Here is a 12,409-nt window from a genome sequence, read left to right as displayed (position 1 = left end):
GTCCGATTTGACGTAGAGCCGTAATAAATCGTTTTGAAGTGTTTAGGTGATATACCTAGATACTTTCTAAAATGATAATTGTATAATTTATAATGTGTGAAGCCTACTTTTTCTGAAATTTCATATAATTTATATGAACTAGCCAAAAGATTTAAAGATTTGAATATTCGATATCGGTTTATATAATCTACTATACTTATGCCTACATAGTTTTTAAATAGTCTCATCATATAAGATTCACTAATTTGGAGTAATGTAGCAATGTTTTTAATTTGAATTTGCAAAAAAAAGTGATTATGAATGTAATCGAGAATCTTATTTATATAATAATTATTGTATTTTTTGTGTTTGAAATATGAAAATACATCTAAGAATGTAAAAGTAGAATCTGTATTTAATTGAGTAACAAATTGAGCAAGTAAATCTTCTAATTCTTTATAATCAAGTGGTTTAGATAGATAATCAATTGAATTGTATTTTATTCCTGCTTTTAAGCACTCGAAATTTTTTTGTTTTGATATGATTACGGTAGAACAATTATATTGATTTGCATTTTCTAATAGAGTAACTCCCTCAATATTAGGTATATTGATATCTGTTATTAATAATTCAGGTAAATAATCTTTAATTAGTTTAAGTCCTTCTAGTCCATCATTTGCATAATAAACGTAATTAAAGTGAAATTTTTCCCAAGGTATATTCTTTTTTAAATTTTTATAGCAATTGTAGTCACTATCACAAATTACAACTTTGTACATATTTTCTCCTTCTCTAAGATGATTATTTTTAATGGATGAAAGATAAATAACTTATTGTATATAAATGTATTATAGTATAAAATTTTGATATAAACGAGTGAGGAATTACGGAAATTATTGAGAACTTAACGGATTTTAAAAGGAGACATAGATGAAAAAACTAGTATTTATATGTGGGGTGTTTTTACTTTTACTTGCAGCTTGTGGTTCTAATGACGGTTCTAAAGAAGATAATAGTAAAACGAAATCTAATGCAGAACAAACAAAATCTAAGAAGTCTAAAAAAGACCAAGAGTTGGAAAAAGAAGTAGCAAAACTTACTGAAAAACAAAAATTGGCTCTTGCCTTCTGTGTGGAAGATGTCGATCGCTATACATTGACTAAGAATGAAATTTTAACAGGTATTTATGAATACAGACTTGCGTCTGGTAATAAAAACTTTAAGCTAGTTGATTTCAAACTTGTGAAATATGAAAAACATATTGATAATGCACCTAAAGGTATGAATTTCTACAATGTATCACCTAATAAAGGGAACTTTGAAGCATTGATTGGTGTGAGTAACGACAAAATCTTTGTTGGACGTATGCAATCGGGTTCATTAGATTATAAAGACTTATTAGGCAAAGGCAAAGAGGTCAAACTCATTGATGTTTATAAAGCTAATAAAGATAACAAAGCTTTACCAGAATTAACTGACAAAATAAATATTGTAGATCAATTATCTAAAAAAGATAAAGAAGACAATAATCCATTATCTGCAGCATACTTAGAAAAATCAGGAACAGTTAATACATATTTTCGTAACCAAGTGTATCAAATGATTTCAGATTTCGAAGGTATTGCGGTAGGTAAAACAAACTATTTATGGGATGATGTTAAAATGGTTGGTCATAGTGGCGATTGGATTGTCAATTATCGAAATAAAGATGGCGAAATTTTAGGGACGTATAAAACTAAAAATAATAAAATTCTTAAATTAGACCCTAATGGTAAAGTCATTAAACAAGAAAATTAATAAACCAGTGTTATAGAGTTCTCATGTTAATTGATTTAGCCTGAGAACTTTTTATATAGGGTTTTATAATTATGTCAGTATGGTACGATGAAACTGAAGGGAAAGACGGCAATTAAAATCACGCAAAGGAGTTTATGCTTATGAATCCAAAGGTAGGTTTTGGCGAAGCATTTAAGTTGTTTTGGAAGAATTATTTTAATTTTAAAGGACGCTCAAGACGTAGTGAATTCTGGTTTATGCAATTATGGCATGTCATTTTTTACGGACCAGTACTCATTCTTTATATTGCTTCTTTAATCATGGTTATGTTCTCAGCAGCATTAGAATCTGGAGCGTTATCAATGGTAAGTATAGTCATGTTAGTTGGCACAATCATTTATATGATTTTATATGCAATTATAACTTTCATTCCGAATTTAGCATTGACAGTCAGACGCTTCCATGACACCGATCGTACGATGCTTATTCCAATTTTATCGGTTATATTAGGTGTGATATCTTTTATTAGTCAATTGATTTGGGATATTAATGACCCTAACGGTGACAATGGTTGGGCATTATTGTTTATTCTTCTACTTGCACTCATTCAATTTGCTATTTCAATTTATCAATTAGTGATTACATGTTTAAATAGTAAATTTAATAAGAATAAATATGGAGAAAGCCCTAAATTTAAAGGACATTATGAATAATTCATTGTTTAAAAAAATGCTTTTAGCGATATAAATTAAGGTTCAACGTGTAGTTTATCATTATAACCACGTTGAACCTTTTTTAGTATGTCTATTTTCGCTTACCTTCATGCCATTTCCAATAAGTGAACATACGTAGAAGATATTCTAATGGACCGTATCGGAAGTGTCTTTGATGTAATGTTGCTAATACAACTAAAAGAATATAAATCACAATAAATAAAATGCTGGTATAGATGAGTATATCTTTGCCAAATAACCCTAAACCGTAACTATAGAAAATAAGTGTACCGATAATACTTTGAGTAATATAAACGGTGAGCGAGATTTTGCCGGCATTTTCTAAACCTTTAAAGATAGGATGTTTCTCATGACGTTGATATAAATATTTAAATAAACTCATATAACCAAATGATAAAACAGGTCCAAACATAGCAATGAGTACACCGGAAATCGCATCGTTATTTAACCAAATTATGGTTGATTTGGCAATAATCGCTATTGGTATCAGGTATATGAATAATTTCGACGACCAAAAGTGTCTTGCATCTTTTTCGAACCAACCAGATCTAGAAAGAAAGATACCTAAAGTAAATAACGGTACCTCAAAAAGGATGGCTACCAAGAAGATGGCGCCCTTATTATCACCTAATTGATCTTTTAATTCTGCAAATTTAGGAGATGGCGCAATGTCATCTACATGATGAATGTCGTCATAACTACCTTGTGTGTAAATCTGCTGTACCTTATGGATATAAGCAGCAGCATCATGATTGTCGGATGTTGTAGACGGTTGTGAATCATCAAACATAGACCAAATGCCCATGATGAAGACGAGAGAAATGATGATAATATTAAACCATTTAAAGGCTTTCGTACTAAGTGAAATGAAAGGGATGACACATAACATCGCTAAACTATAAGCGGTTAAGATATCGCCTTCCCATATGTAAGATGCATGTATAAAGCCTAAAATCAGTAAGAAAATGGCACGACGTAATAATTTTAATCTAGGTCGTGGTAATCCTTTTAATTTCATAGACTGATACAACTTATCCATCGAAAAGCCAAATAATATGGCAAAAATAGGTAAAAAGCTCTCTTCAACAAGTACAATGATAAGATTGAATATGCCTTGGTTGATGGGACTTAAATGGAAATGTTCGATGTAGTCTTTGCCGGATAAACTAAATTGAAATATAAGTAAATTAGCAAGAAATATACCTAATAAGCTGAAACCTCTTAAACTGTCAGCAAATGTAATACGTTTCATAATGTCACCTCAATACATACAGTACACAATAATGATAAAATCTAGCATAAATGTACCTTAAATCCATCTTAAATAATTAACATCACAACAAAGTAGTGGAGTGATGAAAGTAGAATTTAAGCTCAACACCCCACATATGCCGATAATGTTTTACATGAAACAATGTTAATCCAAATCTTTAACTTGGTCTTTGGCACGTTTGTAAATGCTGTCAGGGAAGTGGGTAATACGCAATAATTCAATAGCGTTTCGCGTATTGGCTTTACCTGTTTTAATCTTATAATCGAAATGAATTTCATTGTTTTCAATCGTTTCATTAAAGTGATAGTTATGATAATTGTCCTTTAACAATTCGGAAAGTTCGATATCATGTGTTGCTGCTACAATTCTGTAATTGTGCAAATGATTCAAATACGATAATACGGATTCTGAAGCCGCAATACGCTCAGTTGTATTTGTACCTTTGAAGATTTCATCAATGAAACAATAAACGGGCAATGTCGTTTCTATGTCAAATAAGCGACGAATCGATTTGAGTTCAGCCATAAAGTAACTATCGCCTGATAACACATCATCGGCATTTGCCATAGAAGTATAAACTAAGCCAGGTCGATAGCTAAATGTATCGGCTGTCGCAGTTTCAATCGCTTGTGCAAGGATAATGTTAATAGCTACAGCTTTCATAAATGTTGACTTCCCTGATGCATTTGACCCGGTTAGTAGAATATTGTGTTTAATGTCGAGGTCATTTGGGACGGCATTGTCCAGTAAAGGATGAACTATGTTTGTGAATGATACGTGCGTGGTTTCTGACCAGACAGTCGGCTCACAATATGTCTCCAACGTGCGTCGATACATGGCTAATGAATAGTGATTATCTAAGGTACTCACATAGTCATAGCAGGCGAGTACTTCGTCTTGATATCGATAATACGTATGCTGGATGATATGAAAGAGGAAGTAGTCAACCATAAATGCCATCTTGATTAACATGATGAATGCGCCGCCAATATCTTGATCGCCCACTTCGCCAAGTAGACCGCTAAATAGACGCGCACCTTTAAAGTGATTAAAGTTCGTCTTAACTTCAGGTGTGCCTTCAATTTGGTCAAGATGATAGCCTTCTTTAAGTACTTTCGCTGTGTAGAATAGTGACTTCAAATCTTGATCATATGTGCGTTTAAGACTACCGGATAAAATAATATTCAATAGCACTGCGAAAAGAGTTATAAGTACACCAGTTGATGGCGAAAATAGAATGATAATAATGCCAATCAATGGTAAGAATGGACATATCATAAATAAATTATTACGTTTAATCGGTTTAAGTTGATCTGGAAAGATAGGATAAACCACTTTTCCGATAGAAGCGAGATGATAAGATACATTAACTCTAAATGTTTCATTGTTATTAAAGTAGTCTAAGAGTTGATGGTCATTAACCTTAAACATATTGCGCAATGTAGCGAACCAACGCATTTCTCCAATTGCTGTGAAGTTAAAGTTACTGCGATGGAAGATTTCCTCCATATTTAAATCTGACCATGTTTTATCGTCAATAAGATTGTCGTGTTGATCACGCTTGAGCTCAAATTGATAATCGAAACGAGCATTTGGACGTATAAAGTTCTCAATTGGCTTCTTATTACGCCAAAGTGTATGTATATGATGAATTAACTTTCGCTTATCTGAAACGTTCAAAGCAATATTCACAATTAACCCCAGAATGATGATGCCAATCACCAATAACGCATAAGTCTGATAAATATTCATAACTAAACTCCTTAAAAATTTAAATCGTTTACACAATTATTTCATAATATGATGTAATTAACAAAGATCGATCAATCACGCTATATCAGTATAAAAATAATATAGGATTACTCAGATAACCTTTGCCACATAGATTTCATGTCATAGCTCGTGATATGCTTAATAATGGTATAGGAGGCTTTGGTTGATATGATAGAGAAACAAATAGCATCTACATATAATTTAATGAACTATAACATGTGCGTGTGCCATGGTGAATGTATATGATGGCAGCGTTAGCAATCACTATTTTCGTTATCACACTCGTTTTTGTCATTTGGCAACCCAAAGGACTTGATATAGGAATAACGGCCGTTATAGGCGCAGTTTTCGCACTCATTACTGGGGTTGTGGGTTGGTCAGATATTGTAGAAGTAACGCATATTGTTTGGAATGCGACGTTAACATTTGTGGCGGTCATTTTAATCTCATTGATTCTTGATGAAATAGGTTTCTTTGAGTGGGCTGCCTTACATATGGTTCGAGCATCTAAAGGTGACGGTTTCAGAATGTTTGTGTACATCATGATTCTCGGTGCGATTGTCGCAGCTTTCTTTGCGAATGATGGTGCTGCGCTGATTCTAACGCCAATTGTGCTAGCTATGGTACGTCATCTTGGCTTCAATAAGAAAGTCATCTTTCCTTTTGTTATCGCAAGTGGTTTTATCGCGGATACAACGTCATTACCATTTACAGTAAGTAACTTAGTTAACATCGTTTCAGCGGATTATTTTAATATTGGTTTTGTAGAATATTTGAGTCGTATGTTTATGCCCAATATATTTTCATTAATTGCAAGCATCATTGTCCTTTGGCTGTATTTCCGAACGTCTATTCCGAAGACAGTCGATATTCAAAAGGTTCAAAGTCCTAATACTGCAATCAAAGATCAGAAATTATTCCGTATGTCTTGGCTTGTTTTAGCAATACTCCTAATAGGTTATCTTGTCAGCGAGTTCATACACGTACCAGTGTCTCTAATAGCTGGCTTTGTCGCCATTATTTTCTTACTCTTGGCACGTCAATCAGACGTTGTTTCTACTGGAAAAGTCATCAAAGGTGCGCCATGGAATATCGTGATTTTCTCACTAGGTATGTATCTAGTCGTCTTCGGACTTAAAAATGTGGGTATCACAACTGTCTTAGGGCATATATTCGCATCGATATCTACGCATGGCTTATTTACCAGTATTATGGGGGTAGGCTTCATATTTGCAATATTATCATCCATTATGAATAACTTACCGACTGTTTTAATTGATGCGATTGCCATACATCAATCACAAGTAACAGGTATGCTTAAAGAAGGTATGATTTACGCTAACGTCATAGGTTCTGACTTAGGTCCGAAGATAACACCTATAGGTTCATTAGCCACTTTGTTATGGCTTCACGTTTTAGCTCAAAAAGACGTTAAAATATCATGGGGTGTTTACTTTAAAACGGGCATTATTATTACAATTCCTGTACTCTTTATGACGTTGTTAGGTCTGTTTCTGACATTACTCATTTTTTAACACATCAATCATATTTCAAGATGGATATGACAGTTAGGCATTGATACGTAGCTTTTAAGAATAGATGGACATCAGGTTTAAATCATCTGATAACATGTTAAAAGTATATTCAAGAGAAGTTAGATTGCTCGCCATCCCAAAATGTTAAAGTATAATTCGACCATTCAAACAGTTAATGACTAACTTTTATACACCTTGCAGTCTAACCTCCTTGTAATATAAGGCTTAGATATATACATAGTTGAATATACATAAATCGTCATTAGAAGAGCTTTGAGCGTCTAGTACTAGTGACTTAAGTGAGATAACGGATGTGTCGTCTATGATCCGTCTATCTCATTTTTTTATGCCTTTTAAAAATTTAGTTAAAAAACATGTTAATGACATTAAAACGAGCATAATTTTTGGCGAAATGATGGTGTCATAGTATCTTAAAGCTATAACTATACCAATTCTATAGAGGTGAGAGTGTGAAAGCATTAATTGTATACGCCCATCCTGAACCAAAGTCGTTCAATGGCGCATTAAAAGATAAAGCTGTAGAAACATTAGAGGCACAAGGTCATGAAGTTAAAGTTTCCGATTTATATGCAATGAACTTTGATCCAGTAGCTCGAAAAGAGGATTTTGAAAATCTGACAGATCCTGACTTCTTCAAATATGCAGTGGAGCAAAAACATGCCTATGATAACGATGAACTGATATCAGTGATTAAGGGAGAATTTGAAAAATTATTATGGGCTGACTTAGTCATTTTCCAATTTCCATTATGGTGGTTTAGTGTTCCAGCGATTCTTAAAGGTTGGTTTGATAAAGTCTTTATTTTTGGTGGCATTTACGGTGGAGAATATGACCGTTACGATAAAGCACGCTTGACTGATAAAATCGCAATGATTTCAACGACAACGGGTTCACCCGAAGGCAGTTATGCTGCCAATGGTTTCTCAGGAGATATACACGAACAAGTACTATTCCATATTAATCACGGCATGATTTATTTCTCTGGAATGACACCGTTAGAACCATTTATCGCTTATCAAGTAAGTCATAGTGAAGCAGTAAGACACGACTATCTTGAACAATTAGCTGAAAAATTAAAACATATTGATGCAATTCCTAGAATTAAATATCCTAAATTAGCAGATTTCGATGATAATGGCCAATTAAAGTAAAAGGTTGGTAGTTAGAGGTATCGGGCGTGGCGCAGTGAATTCAAATAGAATGCTGTGTCACGCCCGATACTTTTTTAGTTCACCAATTTTCGACGCCCGTTAGCATACGTATGAAATAACAACAATAACAAATGTAATTTAAATTGTAATAGTATATCTGATTGTAAATAGGGTATGATGTAAATAATCATTGAGTGAATGATAGTCATATTCTATATAAGGTGTTGATGAGTCGTGGAAGAGAAGAAACGGAAGATATTTAAGTTTAAGACGCCACATACATATGCATTATTAATGTTTGTCATTTTTCTAGCTTGGTTGCTAACATATATCATTCCTGCTGGTGAGTATGCACGTGAAAAGAAGGGTGACCAAACGCTTGTCGTTTCAGGAACATACCATACGGTAGAATCGGCAAATGTAAATTTTCTCGAAATATTCAGAGCCATTCCTGAAGGTTTGATTAGTGGTGGAGAGATCGTATTCTACATATTCCTTGTAGGTGGCGCCTTTGGCATTATTCATAAGACAGGTGCTTTTGAAAATGGTGTTAACAAAGCAATGAGAACGCTAGGAAAGGCCAACTTTCTTATGATTCCATTAACGATGACCGTATTTTCTATATTAGGGTTTACAATTGGTTTAGCAGAGGAAACGATTATCTTTGTACCAATTGGAATCATCATCGCACGTACATTAGGATACGATGCTTTAACAGGTGCAGCTATGGTGATTTTAGGCGCTGCGAGTGGTTTCAGTGGAGGGATGTTAAATCCATTCACAGTTGGGGTAGCTCAAACTGTCGCTGAATTACCCATGTTCTCAGGCTGGGGCTTACGTACGATGATCTATTTATTTATCTTAACCGCTGCCATTTCAACAGTGATGTTATACGCTCATAAAGTGAAGAAAGATAAATCTAAGAGTATTGTGTATGAGCTCGAAAAAGAAGAAGTCCATACAGTACAAGAAGTTACTTACCAACATTTTAGTAAACGACAAGCAGCAAGCTTATTGATTATCGTTGCTACAATTTTATTTAATGTATTTGGAATATTTGTATTTGATTGGACATTTAATGAAATGAGTGCCAATTTCTTACTCGCAGGTATTATTGCTGGTTTAGTAAGTGGACTCGGTTTAAATGGCACATTTAATGCTTTAATCGAAGGGATGCAAAATATTTTATTTGGTGCAATGATTGTTGGATTCGCCAAAGGTATTGTTGTTATTTTGGAAAATGGCAAAATCATCGATACGATTGTTCATGGTATGACAATGCTATTGTCAGATATACCAGCTTCATTTGTTATTATTGCGATGTTTATATTACAATTTTTACTTAATTTCTTTATACCATCTGGATCAGGACAAGCATTAACAACCATGCCCTTAATGGTACCAATATCTGATTTGCTTCATATTAATCGTCAGTTAACTGTCCTTGCTTTCCAATATGGAGATTCAATAAGCAATATTTTATTCCCAACGTCAGCAATCTTAATGGGAGCGTTAGCTGTTGGACGCATTACCTATACACAATGGATAAAATTTGTATGGAAATTGATACTGCTTTGGGTGGTTATTTGTGCAGTAGCCATGTCGGTGGCACTTATAATTGGATATTAAAATGTGTCTTTAAATCTACATATAAACAGTGTGAAAATAAAACGAGGTAAGACTGACGTTTGTCTGAAGTTAGAGGTCGGTGCGTCTAATAAACGTTGATATATCAATAGATAAGCGCGTTCCTAACATTATAGAAACGCGCTTGTTTCATATGATCAGTTAGTTGTTTACTGTTGTATTGAATGGATGTTTATGATGTTTACCATGGGCGATATAATACACAATAATTGCGACGGCTAATAGTAAAGCCATGGCTAAATATAAGTTGCGATATCTCATAAATGGAATGATTAGTCCAAGTATAAATGGTCCCATACCTGCACCGAAATCTACGAAAATAAAATAGGTTGATGTTGCTAACCCCATTTTGTGCTTAGGAGATTGTTGAATTGCAATGGCTTGTGCAGTGGGAATAATGGTGCCATAACCAAATCCGATAAATGCTGCTGATATCAGTAAAAATAATGATGAGGTTGTCATACTCAATATAACTAAACCAACTACAAAACTAATCATAACTGGATACATTACTTTATTTTCACCATAATGATCATAAATTTTGCCAGTGAAAGGTCGGGTTACAAATGTCGCTAAGGCATATACAACAAAGAAATAACTTGCTGCAGTAACTAAATTTAGTAACTCGGCATAAATGGATAAGAAAGATAACACACTTGAATAAGCTATGCCAACCAACATTGTAACCATTGAAATCGGTAAGGCTTCTCGTTGTAAATAAGCGTGAATGCCTTTAGGTTGAGCATTCGCTTCATCTTCGTTTGAGGCGATATTGATTGGAAGCCTTTTAACAAAAGTAGTGAAAACTAAAGCAATTACGATACTGATTAAACTAATCGTAAAGATAGAAGAAAAACCTAGACGATGATTTAAAATTAATCCGAAAAATGGTCCTAAAGCTGACGCTAATGTCACACTTAATCCATAATAACCGATACCTTCACCTTTACGTACTTCAGGAATAATTCTTGAGGATATGGTGCCAGTTGCTGTTGATGCGAATCCAAAAGCAATACCATGTATGAAACGAACTAACATGAGAATCCATATACTCGTAATAGTGAAGTATAAAGCAATTGCGGCCACTGAAGCGATGACACTATAAAATAATATCGATTTCGGTTGGAGGTAATCAATGATACGACCCGAACCTAAGCGTCCACCTAACATACCAATAATAAATACACCTGCAGCTAAGCCTCCAATGCTTTCAGATGCATGATATTCGTCAATAGTAAACGCTGTGACCGTTACGATAAGCATGTAATGTATTAAATACATAAAGAAGTTCACTAATGTAACGAAGATAAAATCTTTTGTCCATAAGCGATGTTCCATTATGTCCCTCCTAAAATAGTTAGAGTGACTTAGACTCTATATTGTTTTTTAAGCGCATGGTTTATTATATAAATAATCAAAACTAATGTATAATTAGAATAAATGAATTTAATATAAGTAGAACTGATATAAAGAGGTATATATGAATTTCGAACAATTGAGTTATGTTAAAACAGTGTATGAACAGGAATCTATGATTCATGCCAGTGAACGTATGCACATTAGTCAATCAGCGATGAGCCAATCTATAGCACATTTAGAAGAAGAATTAGGTTATAAATTATTTTATCGTTCTAGAAAAGGGACAGTACCTACAGAAATCGGTAAACGTCTCATTCCTAAAATGTTAGATATTATTGAAGCCAAACATGCGCTGCTTTCAGAAGTTGATAGTATTGAAACACATTTTGAAGGTAGAATTAAAATTGCTACGAATCCAACCTTGTTCCATAAATTACTTCCTAAAGTACTCTCACAATTTAAAAAAGATCATCCCAATGTAGACATCGAAGTCATTGAATCTGATAAAGAAGATATATTAAGAATGATTGAAGACCATGATATTGATTTAGGGTTGATAGGTAAGACCAATCATTCTGAAATATCAAATCATATTATTGAATTTCCACTTCATTTTGGTTCGAATTTTAAATTGATTGTGCCAGCTAAATCGAAACTTTCGTTCAAAGAAACCGTGGATCTTGAGGATATTAAAGCGTACCCATTTGTCTTATATGATCGTAGCTTTTATCATCATCATTTAAAGAAATTTCAAGAAGCGAATGGAGATTTGAAGATTGTCTTCCGTACAAATAATCCAATTGTCTTAATGAGAACCGTTGCTGAAGGGCTAGGTGTGGGTATTGTATCAAGCTTTATGGTTGAGAATGAGCCTTTTTTAAACAATGAATGGATTAAAGCGTTACCTTTAGGACGATCTTTCGATTATACAGTTGACTTTGTAGCCATCACACATCAAGAACATCAAAATGATCCAACCGTGCTTGAATTTATTAACTATTTAAAAGACTATAAGGAGGCTGGGACATAAATAATATAATAATGCTATTTTGCAAATTCGCAGTAGCTGACTGAACTGAGAAGGCGCTTAATTCAAGCTTTTCTCAGTTCTAGTCACCCTTGCGGGCGGGGCCCCAACAAAGAGAATTTCACTAAGAAATT

At 33.8% G+C, this 12,409-nt stretch carries 10 protein-coding genes; 6 read left to right on the top strand and 4 right to left on the bottom strand.

Annotated features, from left to right (window positions below; all coding sequences use genetic code 11):
• Positions 1-758 (bottom strand): response regulator transcription factor (locus KA858_RS05605; protein WP_210135206.1); only part of this gene is annotated, 758 nt, incomplete at its 3' end.
• A gap of 151 nt (positions 759-909) precedes the next feature.
• On the opposite strand from KA858_RS05605, the gene KA858_RS05600 reads away from it, so the two are divergent.
• Together KA858_RS05600 and KA858_RS05595 are read left to right on the top strand one after the other, a co-directional pair.
• Positions 910-1,776: a hypothetical protein gene (locus KA858_RS05600; protein WP_107629340.1), complete on the top strand. Its 867-nt coding sequence runs from the start codon at positions 910-912 to the stop codon at positions 1,774-1,776.
• 140 nt (positions 1,777-1,916) lie between these two features.
• A complete protein-coding gene (locus KA858_RS05595) occupies positions 1,917-2,468 on the top strand; it encodes a DUF805 domain-containing protein (protein ID WP_210135205.1) in 552 nt (183 codons plus the stop codon).
• Between the two features lie 91 nt (positions 2,469-2,559).
• Here KA858_RS05595 and KA858_RS05590 read toward each other — a convergent pair whose 3' ends face one another.
• Positions 2,560-3,741 carry a DUF418 domain-containing protein gene (locus KA858_RS05590; protein ID WP_210135204.1) on the bottom strand — a complete coding sequence of 394 codons (1,182 nt, stop codon included), beginning with the start codon at positions 3,739-3,741 and terminating at the stop codon, positions 2,560-2,562.
• A gap of 165 nt (positions 3,742-3,906) precedes the next feature.
• Positions 3,907-5,514 carry a MutS-related protein gene (locus KA858_RS05585; protein WP_210135203.1) on the bottom strand — a complete coding sequence of 536 codons (1,608 nt, stop codon included), beginning with the start codon at positions 5,512-5,514 and terminating at the stop codon, positions 3,907-3,909.
• A gap of 266 nt (positions 5,515-5,780) precedes the next feature.
• Between KA858_RS05585 and arsB the strand changes: the two genes are divergently transcribed.
• From arsB to KA858_RS05570, 3 genes are all read left to right on the top strand, one after another.
• Complete coding sequence (arsB, locus tag KA858_RS05580; protein ID WP_210135207.1) at positions 5,781-7,070, top strand: arsenite efflux transporter membrane subunit ArsB; 1,290 nt, start codon at positions 5,781-5,783, stop codon at positions 7,068-7,070.
• Positions 7,071-7,540: 470 nt separating this feature from the next.
• The gene (locus KA858_RS05575) at positions 7,541-8,242 is read left to right on the top strand and encodes an NAD(P)H-dependent oxidoreductase (RefSeq protein ID WP_210135202.1); all 702 of its coding nucleotides are present in this window, start codon (positions 7,541-7,543) and stop codon (positions 8,240-8,242) included.
• Between the two features lie 234 nt (positions 8,243-8,476).
• A complete protein-coding gene (locus KA858_RS05570; protein ID WP_210135201.1) occupies positions 8,477-9,871 on the top strand; it encodes a YfcC family protein in 1,395 nt (464 codons plus the stop codon).
• Positions 9,872-10,030: 159 nt separating this feature from the next.
• Here the strand turns inward: KA858_RS05570 and KA858_RS05565 are convergent, their stop codons facing one another.
• Entirely contained in the window at positions 10,031-11,227 is a 1,197-nt protein-coding gene (locus KA858_RS05565) for an MFS transporter (RefSeq protein WP_210135200.1), read from the bottom strand.
• Positions 11,228-11,369: 142 nt separating this feature from the next.
• Between KA858_RS05565 and KA858_RS05560 the strand changes: the two genes are divergently transcribed.
• The gene (locus tag KA858_RS05560; RefSeq protein ID WP_210135199.1) at positions 11,370-12,278 is read left to right on the top strand and encodes a LysR family transcriptional regulator; all 909 of its coding nucleotides are present in this window, start codon (positions 11,370-11,372) and stop codon (positions 12,276-12,278) included.
• Positions 12,279-12,409 lie beyond the last annotated feature (131 nt).

This window comes from Staphylococcus sp. GDX8P80P (assembly GCF_017893095.1).
GTDB classification, from domain to species: domain Bacteria; phylum Bacillota; class Bacilli; order Staphylococcales; family Staphylococcaceae; genus Staphylococcus; species Staphylococcus borealis.
Note: the sequence above shows the minus strand (reverse complement) of the source record. Positions and strands in the feature narration are given on the sequence as shown.

Coding starts and splice junctions, on each gene's coding strand:
- KA858_RS05600 (WP_107629340.1), top strand. CDS start 910: ATGAAAAAACTAGTATTTATATGTGGGGTGTTTTTACTTTTACTTGCA.
- KA858_RS05595 (WP_210135205.1), top strand. CDS start 1,917: ATGAATCCAAAGGTAGGTTTTGGCGAAGCATTTAAGTTGTTTTGGAAG.
- KA858_RS05590 (WP_210135204.1), bottom strand. CDS start 3,741: ATGAAACGTATTACATTTGCTGACAGTTTAAGAGGTTTCAGCTTATTA.
- KA858_RS05585 (WP_210135203.1), bottom strand. CDS start 5,514: ATGAATATTTATCAGACTTATGCGTTATTGGTGATTGGCATCATCATT.
- arsB (WP_210135207.1), top strand. CDS start 5,781: ATGGCAGCGTTAGCAATCACTATTTTCGTTATCACACTCGTTTTTGTC.
- KA858_RS05565 (WP_210135200.1), bottom strand. CDS start 11,227: ATGGAACATCGCTTATGGACAAAAGATTTTATCTTCGTTACATTAGTG.
- KA858_RS05560 (WP_210135199.1), top strand. CDS start 11,370: ATGAATTTCGAACAATTGAGTTATGTTAAAACAGTGTATGAACAGGAA.